Below are 14,792 nucleotides of genomic sequence, written 5' to 3' on the forward strand. Positions count from 1 at the left end.
TAAAGTAAAAAAGAGAGTGAATCGTGGATTATTTCTTAACCAGGTCCGTGTGGAGACCACATTCCACTTTATTAAGGCCAAACCACCTGGCTTCACGTTCCTGCATTTCAGGATCAAGTTTTCGAGTACAAGGTTCACAGCCAATACTCATGTATCCTTTGGAATCCAATGGATGTCGAGGTAGGTTGTGCTCTTTGATGTATGCAAAAATGGTTTTCATGTTCCAGTCAAGCATTGGATGGAAACGGACTGTGTTGAAAGGTGCATCTTGCTCTACTTTCATTGCTTTTCTAATGGCACTTTGATCACCACGTACACCATTAATCCATACATCATGTGTTTTAAGCAATTCTTCTGTTGGAGCAGTTTTATTAATAAAGCAACAGTGATCTGGATCAGAGGTAAATAATAATCTGCCTTCCTCGTTACGTTGCATATATCTCGGCATGGAGGATTTTGTTTCTATCACGTTCAGTCCAAATTGTTCAGCTACAAGATCTTTGAATGCAACTGTCTCAGGAAAATGATAACCCGTATTCAAAAAATAGACAGGTATGGAATTGTCTATACGGCTTATGATGTGAAGCATAACCAAACTGTGTGTCTGAAAAGAACTTGTGGTAAAAAGTTTCTTTCCAGCAGCATGGTAGGCTTCGAGTTTTTCTTGTATTTGTGGAATTTCCATTGCTCGAATTTAGTGTGCAAAACAACAATTAAGCCTTAATAATTCAAACAATGTGAGTTTTTTCTTACGAATCGAAAGGATGATTCTTGAAGTTGTGTTGGGATTGGCCGCAGCATGAAGCTGCGGCCTGGGTAGGTTTAAGCATATTTTGCTCTCTCAAGAAGATAGCCCAGACGGCTAAAGGAGTCTTCTTCGGACAGTCCATTTCTAATATTCATTTTTAGAAATGATACTAATTCTATGGCTTTCTCTCTTGAAAGATCCATTCCAATGATCAGTTTTGTTATCAATGTTTCACGCTTGTCTGATAGGGCTCCATTAAGCATGAATTTGTTGACGAGGTAAAAGACAACTGAGAATTTCTCTCTTGAGTCTTGGGGTAAACGTGTGCGGTATTTTTCTAAATCTGATGCTGATTTCGAGTTTACTGCTGGAGTAAAGCTTACTTCTTTCATCAGAATTTGTAATTCTTCTGGATCAAATGTGCTCTGTGCTTCGGCGATCAGTGCGAGTTTGATGACATGATCTTTCTCCTTGCCTCCGGAGAAAATTGATTGCATCCATCCCATAATCTTATCTAGTATTTTAGTGGTTTCGTCGATAAATATAGTTAATTCATCCTAACGAACAATAAAATAATGCAAATAAATATGTGAAAAGTATAATCTTTCTAACGACGGAATTGTTTAAGTATGTCTAGATAAAATAGGATTAAAGCCAGTCAGAGGTGAGTTTTTGTGCTGCGACGATGCCACTAAGCGTTGCACCTGGAATTCCCTGGCCAGGATATGCAGTGTCTCCACATTGATAAGCTTTATGATTGTCAAGGCGTGCTTCTACCATTTGCCACGGCTTAATAGATAAAAACTGAGGATAACCACCAACAAAGCCAAATGCTCTACCTGTCCATTTGCTCCATGATTTTGGTCCACTGCTGTGACTGAAAAGAATATTCCCTTCTTTTAAGAAATTGTGTTTGAGTAAGGTTTGAACAATAGCCTTCTCAACTTTGGAAGAATCAATGATGGAATGTAGTGGGTCTTTAATATGAGTGCTAATACTTGCAACAGTAGCTCCATCTTTCGATCTAGATTGATCTTTCGGATGACTCAGGCTTACAAAAATGCTGCTACTTCCAGTTTCCTCTAATGGAGAATCAAGATGAATCTGATGATGTAGGCTTTCATAATCCCTATGACTTTTGAAAGCTATACCCATTTGAAGCGCACTGTACAACTGATCTGATTTTAATTCCTTGTTTCTCGTTTCAGGTCGGATGATTTCTTGATCCAATGAGAGAAGGTTATTCAAAGGAATCCCTGAAATCAAATAAGGAGCATTATAATCGTTAGTTTTGGTGTGTATGCGATACACGTCTTTTGAATGAGCAATAGACTGCACCTCTTCTCTATACATTATTTCACCTCCATTAGATTGAATGTACTCAATGATTGGAGTGACTAAATTAAGAAGTCCTCCATCTATGTAGTAATTGCTATAATTGGTGTAGCACAAGGCAGCCGCGCCGAATAGATGATTGACTTCATTTGCTTGATTCTGAGCTGTTATGAGTAATTGTTCATCTACGAACTTTCTAAATGCTGAACTGTCCAGTTGATGTTTTTCTAGAATTCTTGCAGTAGACTTTAAGGCATATTGAGCTTTAATAACATCAAGTGGGTTTGCTTTCTTTACTAGGCTAACCCAATCGACAAGCTTATTGGGAGGGAAGTGCAAATACTTGGTTGAGGACTTCCATACAAACTGACTAATAGCATATGCTTGATCCCAGAAGTGATCTTGATTGCCACCAAAATGTTTCGAGGCTTCAACTTTCCATTTAGATAAATCCTGATATCGATTAATGATTTTGCCATCTAGGTGAACTTGCATTGGAAGCTCCAGTTTTCGAGCATTTAATTCAATGCCCGTTTGATCAAGAAGAAACCTTAAAGGCATGTGCTTATCAAGTCCAACCAAAGTTGTTGCTCCACTTTCAAAAACATATCCTTTTCTCCAATAGGAGGAAGTACAGCCTCCTGGTTGCCAGTTTTGTTCTATTATTAATGGTTTTAATCCTTTGGTACACAACATTGCTGCTGCGCTCAAGGCTCCCATTCCGCTCCCGATGACGATTACGTCTTTCATTATGTTTAAATAAATAATAAAAAAGTTAAACAAAAAGATTTTGCATTATGTTTGAGAGGAAATTTGTGGAAAGAATGTTACTATTTTGCTGAAAGCAGGAATTGATGAAGATAGCAGTATACCGAAAGGAACATTTTAATGCAGCCCATCGTCTTAATAATCCTAAGTGGAGTGAAGAGAAGAACGATGAAGTATTTGGGAAATGCAATAACCCCAACTGGCACGGACATAATTATGAATTGGTGGTGAAGTTGATTGGAGAGCCAGATCCTGATACAGGATATGTGTATGATATGAAAGAGCTAAGTGATCTGATTAAAAAGCATGTATTGGTTCGGTTTGACCACAAAAATTTAAATCTTGACACAGAAGAGTTTAGAGAGCTCAATCCAACCGCTGAGAATATTGCAGTAGTGATCTACAATATTTTGAGGCCTAAGATCGATGAGCGATTAGATATGAAAGTTACCTTGTACGAAACAGAAAGAAACTATGTTGAATACCCCGCATAATATGGAAGATGAATTAGAAGAGGATCATGTAGGGTCTTCAGATGACACCCCATTGCGTCCAGACGCATTTGAGAAAGATGATGAGCTAAAGATTGAATTAATCTCTAAGCACTTCAAAGAAATAATGGAAATTCTTGGACTCGATTTGACGGATGATAGCTTACAAGGCACTCCTCGTAGAGTAGCTAAGATGTACGTTCAGGAAGTTTTTAGTGGGCTAAACCCCAATAATAAACCGAAGGCCAAGCTATTTGAGAATAAGTTTAAGTATGATCAAATGTTGGTAGAGAAGGATATCACTTTCTATTCTCATTGTGAACATCACTTTGTGCCAATCTACGGAAAAGCGCATGTAGCTTACTTCAGTAGTGGAAAAGTAATTGGATTGTCCAAAATCAATCGCATTGTTCAATACTATGCAAAGCGACCTCAAGTTCAGGAGCGTTTGACCATGCAGATCGCTAATGAGTTGAAAGATGTGTTGCATACAGAAGATGTAGCAGTTGTTCTAGATGCTACTCATATGTGTGTGTCTTCTAGAGGAGTAAATGATACCAACAGTATGACAGGAACTGCATTCTTCGATGGTAAATTCAACGATCAGAATGTAAAGACTGAGTTTTTGAACTATATCAATACCAAATCTGACTTAAGATAATCATGGATTTTGCTGGAAAACACATTGTGGTTGTCGGCGGAACAAGTGGAATAGGTGAAGCCGTAGTTTCAAAATTATTAGCTGCAGGAGCGGAAGTAACGAATATTGCGAGACGCGAGCATAGCGAAGTGTCCAATATTTCACTTGATGTTACTTCTGATTTTGATGCAATTGAAGGATTACCTGAACAGATAGATGGCTTAGTTTACTGTCCTGGTAATATCAATTTGAAACCTTTTCAAAGTTTAAAACCAGAGCAGTATTTAGAGGACTTTAATCTCAATGTATTAGGCGGAATTAAAGTCCTCAAAGCTTGTTTAAAGAGTTTAAGAAAGTCAGAAACTTCTTCCATAGTCTTTTTTAGTACTGTGGCTGTTCATCAGGGGATGAATTACCATACTAGTGTGGCAGCTTCCAAAGGAGCATTGGAAGGGGTTGTTAAATCCCTGGCAGCAGAATTTGCGAGGCAAAAAATTAGGGTTAATGCCATTGCTCCTAGTCTAACAGATACACCATTGGCTTCAGCATTGCTTGCTACAGAAGAAAAAAGAAAAGCATCAGAGGAAAGACACCCACTAAAGAAAGTTGGCTCTGCTGATGAGATTGCAGAAGGAGTATTGTATTTACTATCTGATGCTACCAAATGGATGACCGGCCAAATACTTCACCTGGATGGAGGTATGTCCTCGGTTAGGCCACTTTAACCCAAATTATGTTTTAATGCATAATTTGCCCGAAGGGCTGACGAAAGCTTTGCTTTGTCAGGGTTACCATGACAAATAATTCTTGAATAAAGAATTATTTCGTCAATATTCAATAGAATATTTTAGATGACCCCTTCCAATATTCTATTGAATAATCTGGGTTTAATAAAAAAGTCAAAACATTTTCCTACAACAGATTATATAGTATCTGAATTTAAACTATTGTTATGGGGCGACCACCAGAAGCATTCATGATATTTAGGGAAGAGTTGCGGAAAGCTCAATTGGAGAATGACCGTCTCAAGCAGGAATATGAACAGAAAGTCGAACATATTACGAAAGAGATGGGTATACTTAAGGAGCAACTTTCAGCTCAAGAAAACATGATGAAGTCTGCTTTTGAATATGTGACGAAACTTGAAGGAGAATTAGAGGACTTCAAGAAGAAGGTAGATGGAGACAATGAAAAAAATAGCTTTGGATATCATTAACCGTATATTTCTATGAATGATGTAACAGAAAAGAGTCTCAGTGATTTGGGATTTAAATTAGAATTCTCCAACGCATATACTGAGGTTTACATCAATAGCAAACAGGGCATAATTAGTTGTGTGATCACTGTCGATTATGTTCCTATTCGATTCTTTATCGAGACCTTCAATCAAATCAGTAATGTTGCTAGATCTTCTAAGTATAGAAAATTCATATTCGATAAAAGAAATCTAAGGACATTTCATCAACCTTCTATGGAATGGTATTTTCTTGAGTGGAAGACAGAAATGGTCGAATATGGATTAACTCAGCATAGAAAGTTACTTCCTGATCTTCAGTGGTTTGTAAAAGCGGTTGAGCTTGCAAGAAGACCATTGCTTGAAAAAATGCCAGAGTCATTAAGTCAACAACTTGATATCAGGTATTGTGATACTTTAGAGCAAGCTGTAGCTGAATGATTCTTCAGTCAGAAGATATCAATAGATTAGAAACGCGCTATCGTGGAAATTTAATCAATAGCATCACGGGGTTTAAGAGTGTTTCTCTTGTTGGGTCGATCAATGAAGATGGGCTGACAAACCTTGCTCCAATAAGCCAAATCATACATGTTGGTGCTAATCCACCGTTACTAGGATTATTATTCAGGCCAGATGTTGTTCCAAGACATACACTGGAAAATATATATAAGACCGGGATCTTCACAGTTAATCATATTCATGAATCGTTTCTAGAGAAAGCTCATCATACCGCTGCAAGGTGGGATGGAAGCGAGTTTGAAAATTGTGGACTCACTGAGAGCTTTGTTAATGGAGTTGAAGCTCCATTTGTTAAAGAATCTCACTTAAAGATAGCGTGTGAATTAAAAGAGAAATTTGATATTCAGAGCAATAATACCCATTTCATAATAGGACAAATTGTTTACATTGACTTGCCTGAGGGTGTTGTTGCTGCGGATGGGTATGTGGACATTGAATCGGCCGGAACGATCACTTGCTCTGGTTTAGATAGTTACCACAAAACCACTCGAATCGCTAGATATTCCTATCCAAAACCTGATCACAAGCCTAAACAAATATGAATGGGCTGCTCTCATATACAGAGTCAGGAATTTATTGTGAGCAGGGAGATTTTTTCATTGATCCATGGAAACCAGTTGCAAAAGCTATAATTACCCATGCACATTCAGACCATGCCAGACCTGGTAACCAATGGTATTTGGCGCAGCGTTTGAATAAGGAAATTCTCAAACTTCGTTTAGGTGCTGATATCAATCTTGAGTTAATGGATTATGGAGATCACCGTGTGATAAATGGTGTGAAGGTATCCTTTCATCCGGCAGGTCATATTTGGGGCTCCTCTCAGGTTCGAGTAGAGTATAAAGGTGAAGTTTGGGTTGTTTCAGGAGATTACAAATTGGGTGATGATGGATTTAGTGGAGAGTTTGAGCCAGTACCATGTCATACATTTATTACAGAAACTACTTTTGGTTTGCCTGTTTTTAAATGGAAGCCTCAAACTGAAGTAATTGGTCAAATCAATAACTGGTGGCAGCAGAATGCCAACGATGGAAAAACAAGTATTTTATGTGCGTATGCCTTAGGAAAAGCACAAAGACTACTTGTTAATGTAGATAACTCAATAGGTGAAATATATGTTCAGGGTGCGGTGGCTAATGTCAATGAAGCGCTAGAGCGAGATGGAGCTAAGCTTCCTAAATATACTTATGCATCTCCTGATGTTGATAAAAGCCTCTACAAGGGTAGTTTGGTAATTACGCCATCATCATCAATAGGGACTTCCTGGATGCGGAAATTCCAACCCTACGAAGTAGCAACAGTGTCAGGTTGGATGCAGATACGTGGCATAAAGCGTAGAAGAAACTCAGGTCATGGATTCGTCATGTCCGATCATGCAGACTGGGATGAACTGAATCAGGCCATTGCGGCTACACGTGCTGAACGAGTTTATGTAACGCATGGATATACCGATGTTTTTCAAAGATGGCTTGAGCAACAAGGGATCGAAGCAGGTATTGTGGAAACCTCTTTTGAAGCTGAAGAATGAGTGGCATATGCCAGCTTTTGCAGTGATTTTAATCATTACCCAACTATCTTTCCATAAGCCTCTTTGCGAATAATAGATGCACTCTTTTAAAAGTGAATTAATAATTCCAACAAACGGCCTAAGATTTTTCAAATAGATCAAAGAGTGGTGGTTTATTTTGAGAAAAGTGAAATTGACCCTTTTATCACTTATCAATTGTATGATTTTCATAATTCAGTAAGCCTGTTATATTTGCTCATCTTTTGAAAAACCTAATAAAAATATGAGTTACTGGATATACGCAGTGCCCGTGTTGGCACTGATAGGGATCGTTGTGATGATTATCAAGTCACAATGGGTCAACAAGCAGGATGCTGGAGATGATAAAATGCAATCTCTTGCTAACCACATTCGTGAAGGTGCGCTGGCATTTTTGAGTGCCGAATATCGTGTTCTTGCCATTTTCGTAGTAGTTGCAGGAATTCTTCTTGGTATCATTTCCATGATGGTGGAGACCACTCACTGGTTCATTGTGGTTGCTTTCGTGATCGGAGCAATTTTCTCTGCTGTGGCTGGAAATATTGGTATGCGAATCGCTACTGCAGCTAACGTAAGAACAACGCAGGCTGCTAGAACTAGCCTTCCACAAGCATTGAAAGTGTCTTTCACAGGAGGAACGGTCATGGGCCTTGGAGTTGCTGGACTTGCTGTGTTTGGACTTAGTATCCTATTCATATTGTTGTTTACCTGGTTCATGGGAGGTAATTGGACTTCCAATGATGACATGACCATGGTACTAGAAGCATTGGCTGGATTCTCTCTTGGAGCAGAGTCTATTGCTCTGTTTGCTCGTGTGGGTGGTGGTATTTATACCAAAGCTGCTGATGTAGGAGCGGACCTTGTGGGTAAAGTAGAAGCTGGTATTCCAGAGGATGATCCAAGAAACCCTGCAACTATTGCTGATAACGTAGGTGATAACGTAGGTGACGTAGCAGGTATGGGCGCCGATTTGTTTGGTTCGTATGTAGCTACTGTATTAGCATCTATGGTGCTTGGTAACTATGTGATTCGCGATATGGGAGGATCTATCACAGATCAATTCAATGGCATTGGACCAATCATTCTTCCATTGGTGATCGCAGGTTTAGGAATCATTTTCTCGATCGCAGGTACCATGTTGATCAGAATTTCAGATAACAATGCCAAAGAAGCGCAGGTACAAAGTGCTTTAAATAAAGGTAACTGGGGATCTATTATTTTGACTGCCGTTGCATGTTGGTTTATCATCCAGCACCTGTTGCCTGAGACTATTTCTATGAGTTTCTTCGGAGAAGGAGTGAAAACATTCTCTTCTCGATATGTATACTATGCGGTATTGGTAGGACTATTTGTTGGTGGAGCTATTTCATACTTTACTGAGTATTACACAGGTCTTGGTAAAAAACCAGTATTAGATATCGTACAAAATTCAGCTACTGGAGCTGCTACTAATATCATTGCTGGTTTATCGACAGGTATGATTTCAACATTTGCGCCAATCTTGTTATTCGCTGGAGCGATCTGGGGTGCATATGAGTTAGCAGGTTTTTATGGTGTAGGTATCGCTGCATCTGCAATGATGGCTACTACTGCTATGCAGTTAGCAATTGATGCATTTGGGCCGATTGCGGATAATGCTGGAGGTATTGCAGAAATGAGCGAGTTGCCAGAAGAAGTAAGAGGAAGAACTGACATCCTTGACTCAGTAGGTAACACTACCGCTGCTGTTGGTAAAGGTTTTGCGATTGCTTCTGCTGCTCTGACTGCTTTGGCACTTTTTGCTGCCTATGTAACCTTTACAGGTATCGATGGAATCAACATCTTCAAAGCGGACGTACTTGCTGCTTTATTTATCGGGGGTATGGTGCCAGTAGTATTTTCAGCCCTTGCTATGAGATCTGTGGGTAAGGCTGCTATGGAAATGGTAAAAGAGGTTAGGCGTCAGTTCAAAGAAATTCCTGGGATCATGGAAGGAACTGGTAAACCAGAATATGGTAAGTGTGTAGATATCTCAACTAAGGCTGCAATCCGTGAAATGATGTTGCCGGGAGCTATTACCATTGTTGCACCTATTTTGATAGGTTTCCTTATGGGACCTGAGGCGCTAGGTTCTTATATGGCCGGTGTTGCTGTGTCAGGTGTGCTTTGGGCGATCTTCCAGAACAATGCTGGAGGAGCTTGGGATAACGCTAAGAAGTCTTTTGAGGCTGGGGTGATGATTGATGGAGAGATGACTTACAAAGGTTCTGATGCCCACAAAGCTGCAGTAACTGGAGATACGGTTGGTGATCCTTTCAAGGATACATCCGGGCCATCCATGAATATCTTGATCAAATTAACTTGTTTGGTAGGTTTGGTAATCGCGCCAATTCTTGGAGAGATTTATGGAGGAGTTTCTCATAGTGCTGCTAATACCGAAGTGATAGAGCAAATAGTTGAGAAAAGAGAAATAAAGGTGACCATAGAAGGTGAGGATGAAGAAAATCTAAAAGCCGAAATCACCATTGTTAACGGAGAGGATACTGAAACTAAGACTGTTGAAGGTTCTAAAGAAGAAATCGAAAAAGTAGTTGAAGATATTAAATAATCTTTAAAACGATAAAAGTCCAAAAGCCCGTTAGGAGACCCTGACGGGCTTTTTTAATGGTTTTATTTTCGAGGTTTTAAGTGTTCAATTATTAGTTGATTAGGTTGCTTTATGTAATTAAAGGTTTAATTGTGATAGTGTAACTATCTGTAAAATAGTTGGTTAAATAAAAATTATTATATTTGTGTAAATCAACGCGCCAATCTTATGTTGAAAATTACACGCCCGAACCTATTATCACTTGTTCTTTGGATGAGTGTAACTCCTCTTTTTTTGATTGCAAGTGGAACTTCAGATAAAGCCAAATTCGAAGAGTTATCTGATCAGTTGAATGAAGCTATTGACTCAAGAAACTTTCAGGAAGCCAGAACTACCATGGAAGAGTTAATGCCATTAATGAAGGAAATTCTGAAAGAAAATAAGAAGCAACTTACAGAACTTAAGAAATCTGATACACCCGAGGAGGATCCCGAACAGTTTGAAACGAATCTCAACCGGAAAACAGAGCTGTATGATACGTTCAAGAAATTGGTGGAAGTTTCCCCGGCTGCCCTGCGCGGTAAATCACAGTTGATCAAAGATGGCATTACAGAGTTTGTCAACTTGATGTAAGATTTTATTCGATTACTGATAATTATTCATAGCCCCTTTTCACTGGTTGATTAGGGGTTTTTTCCTTTCTATTGAGTTCATTCCGTTAGATTTTATCAGTTTTGTGCCTCAAGATTAGGCGAATGAAAAAAATTGTTGCGATTGTCACTATGAGTGTGACTTGCTTAGCGCTTTATGCTCAAACTTATTCTTATGAGGAAGTGCTGTCACTTGAAAGGAAAGTAGAAGGCCGTAAAAATTCGGATTGGGCCATGCAGCAGCCCTACGTGATCATGCTCAGCATTGATGGTTTTCGTTATGATTATGCTGAGCGCTATGGTGCTACTAATATTCAGTCAATCATTGACAGTGGGGTTTCTACAGAGCGTATGATTCCTTCATTTCCAAGTAAGACTTTCCCAAATCATTATGCCATCGTAACAGGAATGTATCCTGGTAATAATGGGTTGGTTAGTAATGAGTTTTATAGCAGAGAAAAGGACTATTGGTATAACATTAGAGATAAGAAAGCAGTGACGGATGCTTCATGGTACTCTGGTGTTCCAATCTGGGTACTTGCAGAGCAACATCAGATGCTATCCGCTAACTTTTTTTGGGTAGGGTCAGAGGCACCAATCGAAGGGATTTATTCCACTTATTCCTATCCATACACAAGCCGAGTTGCAAATGAGCATCGTGTAGATCGAATCGTTGAATGGTTGGGTTTTTCTGAAAGGGAAAGACCGCACTTGATTTTAGGTTATTTCTCGTTGGTCGATGATGCAGGCCATCGTTATGGTCCCGAACATGAGAAGACTAAAGAAGCTGTACTTGAAATAGATCGAGTGATCGGTAAACTTTTGAAAGGTATAGAGTCCTCAGGTCTGCCGGTTAATGTAGTGTTAGTTTCTGATCATGGAATGGCTAACATCAGCCGAGGTATCGTTTTGCCAGAGGTTTTGGATTTAGATGATGCTAAGGTAGCGTACAGCTTTCCTCCAATGATCTATCAGCCGGATTCAGCAAAATTGGAAAAGCTTTACAATGAACTTTTGAAGGTAGAGAATATAGATGTCTACAAGGCGGATGCGGTTCCTGATTATCTGATGTTTGAAAATGAAGATTGCATAGGAGATTTGGTTCTTATCTCTAAGGCACCAACAGTGATTTTGGATAAAGCCAAACCAGTTTCTGGAGGTACGCACGGTTTTAATCCATTCGATCATGAGGAAATGGGAGCAATTTTTTATGGAAGTGGTCCGTCATTTAAAGAAGGAGTTGAAATTTCACCATTTCAAAATATCCATATATATCCACTTTTAGCTGAGATATTGGGCTTGAAGTATTCGCATGAGATAGATGGTAAATCTGCTGTTTTAGGCGGTATACTGCGAAAATAAGGCGATTTTAAAATTGGCATGCTTTTAGATAAGTATGCTATCATGTTACATCTTTTAGATTTGTTTCTTACGGTATTTCATAGTGCATTTGTACTATTTATTGTTTTTGGGTGGTTGCTTCCAAAATGCAGAAAATACCATGTTACCGCTATTTTATTGACTTTGGTGGCTTGGTTGTTACTAGGCCTTTACAAAGGTGTGATTGGCTATTGTCCATTAACAGATTGGCATTGGGATGTGAAAAGAGCATTGGGCGAAACAGGAATGCCGAGCTCCTTCATTGAGTACATGGTTGAGAAAATCCTTGGTCTCAATTTTCCAACACTAATGGTAGATGTTGCCACAGTGTCGGGTCTGGTTTTTGGAATAGTCATGAGTGTGTATGTCTATTCTAAGCATGTAAAAAGTCATGCAAAAGAGCCACAATCATTGATGTAAGTTCCAAGATTAAGTAATTGAGAATTTTGAGAACTATTTCAGAGTCCATTTATCCTTTTTGGTATAAAAATATTCCCGATCAGCAGGAAAGTTGGAGGTGAGCATAATATGTTGTTAACTTGTAGTTGATTATAAGTCAACCTAATATATGAGTCGTCCAGAAAAACTTGAGATTCTTTATGTAGACGATGAACCAGCGAACTTAAGAAGTTTTAAATCTGCGTTCAGACGTTTGTATAAAGTACACATTGCTGAGCATCCAACTTTGGCTATGGAAATTGTGAAGGAGAGAGATTTGAAAATTGTTGTTTCAGATCATAGAATGCCTGATTTGGTAGGAACAGACTTCCTAAAGGAAGTTCACGCTTACGATGATAAGATCAAGAGAATTATCCTGAGCGGGTTTGTATCCAAAGAAGAATTGTTGGAGGCGAATAACTCATTTGGTTTGCATGCTTATATACCTAAGCCTTGGGATTTTGAAGATGTCAATGCTACGTTTGAAAGATTGCTATCCGAAGAGGAATCTCCAAAAATGAATTACGAATAAGAATAAATTATTGTGGAAATAGAAGCCCTTCTCTTGTCGAAAAGAGAGGGGCTTTTTCATTTTGGTAAAAAATCCAATTCACTCTTCTAGATGAAACCTGTCTCAGTGGCTTTAAATGCGGTTATTGGGGTGATTGAATAAAATTTATAACTGATTTAAGTTTTTGGCACGGTAATAGCTAATTAGTAATCAGGTTGGTTAATAAAAATATTTAAGAATAACTTTTTAGTTAGGTTAGGTTGGTGATTAGCTCCCCTCGTTCCAGAGGGGGGCTTTCTTTTTTATAGCCAAACACAATGCTTGAATAATAGTTAGATAGTAAAATGAAAGCATTTGCTCAACTTCTTCAGGATTTGGAAAACACCTCCAGTACACTGAAAAAAGTAGCCGCTCTAAAGTCTTATTTCCAATCTGTTTCCGATACTGATAAGGTTTGGACGATTGCCTTATTCACATCTAGAAGACCCAAGAGAAAAGTAAATACCAGGCTGTTAACAGCATGGGCTCTTGAAAAGGCTAGTATTGATGCTTGGCTTTTTGAGGAGAGTTATGCTGTGGTAGGTGATTTGGCTGAGACGCTTTCTTTGGTTCTTCCATACGCTTCAAACTCTGAGGATCATTCGCTGACTTATTGGTTGGAATATTTACTTTCCATGGAGAATGATGAAGAAGCGGTGAAGAAAGGCAAAATCCTTCAAGCCTGGAGTGAATTGGAGCAACAAGAATGTTTTGTCTTCAATAAGCTGATCACTGGAGGTTTTAGAGTTGGCGTTTCTAAGAATTTAGTCATTCGAGCCATAGCTGAGTTGACAGATCATGAAGCTACAGAAATTACTCATCGATTAACAGGAAAATGGGATCCTTCAAGCATTTCCTTTGAAGAACTTGTTTTGAAGAAGGATGCGAATGAAGATCTGTCTAAGCCGTATCCTTTTTACCTTGCCTATCCTCTAGAGTCACCTATTGAAGAATTGGGAATGGTTGATGAATGGATAGCCGAGTGGAAATGGGATGGCATTCGTTCTCAATTGATCAAGCGAAAGGATCAACTCTTTTTATGGAGTAGAGGTGAAGAACTGATCACTGAGAAATTTCCTGAGTTACAACCATTAAGTGAATTGATGCCAGATGGAGTGGTGATAGATGGAGAGCTTTTACCTTTTAAAGATGGTCAGCCGCTTCCATTTTCGCTCTTACAGACCAGGATTGGGAGGAAAAATGTGACAAAAAAGCAACTGAAGGAAGCTCCTGCCAGAATACTTGCTTATGATCTGTTGGAATATGAAGGAAGAGATATTCGGGAAGAACCTATCTCCTGGAGACGAGAGAAACTGAAAGAAGTACTGAGTCAGTCAGATATAAATGGCTTGATCATGCTTTCTGATGAGGTTTCGTTTTCAAGTTGGGAGGAACTTTCAATACTTAGAGAAGAATCTCGAGCGCATTATGCAGAGGGTTTTATGTTAAAGCGAAAGTCTTCTGTTTATCAGACTGGAAGAAAGAGAGGAGATTGGTGGAAGTGGAAGGTAGATCCATTGAGTATAGATGCAGTGATGATTTATGCTCAGAAAGGACATGGTCGACGTGCTGACGTGTATTCTGACTATACGTTTGCCGTATGGGATGGAGATCAATTAGTGCCATTTGTGAAGGCCTATTCTGGGCTCACAGATAAAGAAATATTGGAAGTTACTCGATTTGTCAGGGCTAATACAAAGGAACGTTTTGGCCCTGTAAGGACTGTAAATGTGACACAAGTGTTCGAGATTCATTTTGAAGGAATATCTGCTTCTACACGTCATAAATCAGGTATTGCGGTTCGATTCCCTAGAATTCACAGGTGGCGAAAAGATAAGAAGCCAGAAGAGGCGAATAGCTTAAAGGATCTACAGTCGCTATTAGAGGTATATGGTTAATTGGGAATTTGATTATCTTCAATTAACTA

Annotated in this window: 16 protein-coding genes; 13 read left to right on the plus strand and 3 right to left on the minus strand. The window is 39.0% G+C overall.

The window, feature by feature from the left end; all coding sequences use genetic code 11:
- Positions 1–28 precede the first annotated feature (28 nt).
- The 3 genes from NXS00_RS09710 to NXS00_RS09720 all read right to left on the minus strand — a co-directional run bounded on the left by NXS00_RS09710 (position 29) and on the right by NXS00_RS09720 (position 2,833).
- Complete coding sequence (locus NXS00_RS09710; RefSeq protein ID WP_258098990.1) at positions 29–685, minus strand: phosphoadenylyl-sulfate reductase; 657 nt, start codon at positions 683–685, stop codon at positions 29–31.
- A gap of 137 nt (positions 686–822) precedes the next feature.
- Entirely contained in the window at positions 823–1,245 is a 423-nt protein-coding gene (locus tag NXS00_RS09715; protein WP_258098991.1) for a hypothetical protein, read from the minus strand.
- Between the two features lie 151 nt (positions 1,246–1,396).
- Positions 1,397–2,833, minus strand: coding sequence for a phytoene desaturase family protein (locus NXS00_RS09720; protein WP_258098992.1), 1,437 nt, complete (start codon positions 2,831–2,833; stop codon positions 1,397–1,399).
- 104 nt (positions 2,834–2,937) lie between these two features.
- On the opposite strand from NXS00_RS09720, the gene NXS00_RS09725 reads away from it, so the two are divergent.
- The 13 genes from NXS00_RS09725 (at position 2,938) to NXS00_RS09785 (ending at position 14,763) form a co-directional block, all read left to right on the plus strand.
- Positions 2,938–3,345, plus strand: a complete 408-nt coding sequence (locus NXS00_RS09725; RefSeq protein ID WP_258098993.1) for a 6-pyruvoyl trahydropterin synthase family protein — start codon at positions 2,938–2,940, stop codon at positions 3,343–3,345.
- Complete coding sequence (gene folE / locus NXS00_RS09730; protein ID WP_258098994.1) at positions 3,326–4,003, plus strand: GTP cyclohydrolase I FolE; 678 nt, start codon at positions 3,326–3,328, stop codon at positions 4,001–4,003. The genes NXS00_RS09725 and folE overlap by 20 nt, the downstream gene beginning before the upstream one ends.
- Before the next feature lie 2 nt (positions 4,004–4,005).
- Positions 4,006–4,707, plus strand: coding sequence for an SDR family NAD(P)-dependent oxidoreductase (locus NXS00_RS09735; protein ID WP_258098995.1), 702 nt, complete (start codon positions 4,006–4,008; stop codon positions 4,705–4,707).
- Between the two features lie 227 nt (positions 4,708–4,934).
- Complete coding sequence (locus NXS00_RS09740; RefSeq protein WP_258098996.1) at positions 4,935–5,198, plus strand: hypothetical protein; 264 nt, start codon at positions 4,935–4,937, stop codon at positions 5,196–5,198.
- Between the two features lie 12 nt (positions 5,199–5,210).
- A complete protein-coding gene (locus NXS00_RS09745) occupies positions 5,211–5,657 on the plus strand; it encodes a hypothetical protein (protein WP_258098997.1) in 447 nt (148 codons plus the stop codon).
- Complete coding sequence (locus NXS00_RS09750) at positions 5,654–6,277, plus strand: flavin reductase family protein (protein WP_258098998.1); 624 nt, start codon at positions 5,654–5,656, stop codon at positions 6,275–6,277. The genes NXS00_RS09745 and NXS00_RS09750 overlap by 4 nt, the downstream gene beginning before the upstream one ends.
- Positions 6,274–7,263: a ligase-associated DNA damage response exonuclease gene (locus tag NXS00_RS09755; RefSeq protein WP_258098999.1), complete on the plus strand. Its 990-nt coding sequence runs from the start codon at positions 6,274–6,276 to the stop codon at positions 7,261–7,263. Before NXS00_RS09750 ends, NXS00_RS09755 begins: the two co-directional genes overlap by 4 nt.
- Before the next feature lie 262 nt (positions 7,264–7,525).
- Positions 7,526–9,868, plus strand: coding sequence for a sodium-translocating pyrophosphatase (locus NXS00_RS09760; RefSeq protein ID WP_258099000.1), 2,343 nt, complete (start codon positions 7,526–7,528; stop codon positions 9,866–9,868).
- A gap of 207 nt (positions 9,869–10,075) precedes the next feature.
- Positions 10,076–10,480, plus strand: a complete 405-nt coding sequence (locus tag NXS00_RS09765) for a hypothetical protein (protein ID WP_258099001.1) — start codon at positions 10,076–10,078, stop codon at positions 10,478–10,480.
- Positions 10,481–10,602: 122 nt separating this feature from the next.
- Positions 10,603–11,859 (plus strand): alkaline phosphatase family protein, encoded by a 1,257-nt coding sequence (locus tag NXS00_RS09770; protein ID WP_258099002.1) that lies wholly within the window; start codon positions 10,603–10,605, stop codon positions 11,857–11,859.
- A gap of 42 nt (positions 11,860–11,901) precedes the next feature.
- Positions 11,902–12,297, plus strand: a complete 396-nt coding sequence (locus NXS00_RS09775; RefSeq protein ID WP_258099003.1) for a DUF2784 domain-containing protein — start codon at positions 11,902–11,904, stop codon at positions 12,295–12,297.
- A gap of 148 nt (positions 12,298–12,445) precedes the next feature.
- A complete protein-coding gene (locus NXS00_RS09780) occupies positions 12,446–12,847 on the plus strand; it encodes a response regulator (RefSeq protein ID WP_258099004.1) in 402 nt (133 codons plus the stop codon).
- A gap of 323 nt (positions 12,848–13,170) precedes the next feature.
- Positions 13,171–14,763, plus strand: a complete 1,593-nt coding sequence (locus NXS00_RS09785) for an ATP-dependent DNA ligase (protein ID WP_258099005.1) — start codon at positions 13,171–13,173, stop codon at positions 14,761–14,763.
- The last annotated feature ends 29 nt before the right edge of the window (positions 14,764–14,792 follow it).

This window comes from Marinoscillum pacificum, from assembly GCF_024714495.1.
In the GTDB taxonomy this organism is placed as follows: Bacteria; Bacteroidota; Bacteroidia; order Cytophagales; family Cyclobacteriaceae; genus Marinoscillum; species Marinoscillum pacificum.

Coding starts and splice junctions, on each gene's coding strand:
- NXS00_RS09710 (WP_258098990.1), bottom strand. CDS start 685: ATGGAAATTCCACAAATACAAGAAAAACTCGAAGCCTACCATGCTGCT.
- NXS00_RS09715 (WP_258098991.1), bottom strand. CDS start 1,245: ATGCAATCAATTTTCTCCGGAGGCAAGGAGAAAGATCATGTCATCAAA.
- NXS00_RS09720 (WP_258098992.1), bottom strand. CDS start 2,833: ATGAAAGACGTAATCGTCATCGGGAGCGGAATGGGAGCCTTGAGCGCA.
- NXS00_RS09725 (WP_258098993.1), top strand. CDS start 2,938: ATGAAGATAGCAGTATACCGAAAGGAACATTTTAATGCAGCCCATCGT.
- folE (WP_258098994.1), top strand. CDS start 3,326: ATGTTGAATACCCCGCATAATATGGAAGATGAATTAGAAGAGGATCAT.
- NXS00_RS09735 (WP_258098995.1), top strand. CDS start 4,006: ATGGATTTTGCTGGAAAACACATTGTGGTTGTCGGCGGAACAAGTGGA.
- NXS00_RS09740 (WP_258098996.1), top strand. CDS start 4,935: ATGGGGCGACCACCAGAAGCATTCATGATATTTAGGGAAGAGTTGCGG.
- NXS00_RS09745 (WP_258098997.1), top strand. CDS start 5,211: ATGAATGATGTAACAGAAAAGAGTCTCAGTGATTTGGGATTTAAATTA.
- NXS00_RS09750 (WP_258098998.1), top strand. CDS start 5,654: ATGATTCTTCAGTCAGAAGATATCAATAGATTAGAAACGCGCTATCGT.
- NXS00_RS09755 (WP_258098999.1), top strand. CDS start 6,274: ATGAATGGGCTGCTCTCATATACAGAGTCAGGAATTTATTGTGAGCAG.
- NXS00_RS09760 (WP_258099000.1), top strand. CDS start 7,526: ATGAGTTACTGGATATACGCAGTGCCCGTGTTGGCACTGATAGGGATC.
- NXS00_RS09765 (WP_258099001.1), top strand. CDS start 10,076: ATGTTGAAAATTACACGCCCGAACCTATTATCACTTGTTCTTTGGATG.
- NXS00_RS09770 (WP_258099002.1), top strand. CDS start 10,603: ATGAAAAAAATTGTTGCGATTGTCACTATGAGTGTGACTTGCTTAGCG.
- NXS00_RS09775 (WP_258099003.1), top strand. CDS start 11,902: ATGTTACATCTTTTAGATTTGTTTCTTACGGTATTTCATAGTGCATTT.
- NXS00_RS09780 (WP_258099004.1), top strand. CDS start 12,446: ATGAGTCGTCCAGAAAAACTTGAGATTCTTTATGTAGACGATGAACCA.
- NXS00_RS09785 (WP_258099005.1), top strand. CDS start 13,171: ATGAAAGCATTTGCTCAACTTCTTCAGGATTTGGAAAACACCTCCAGT.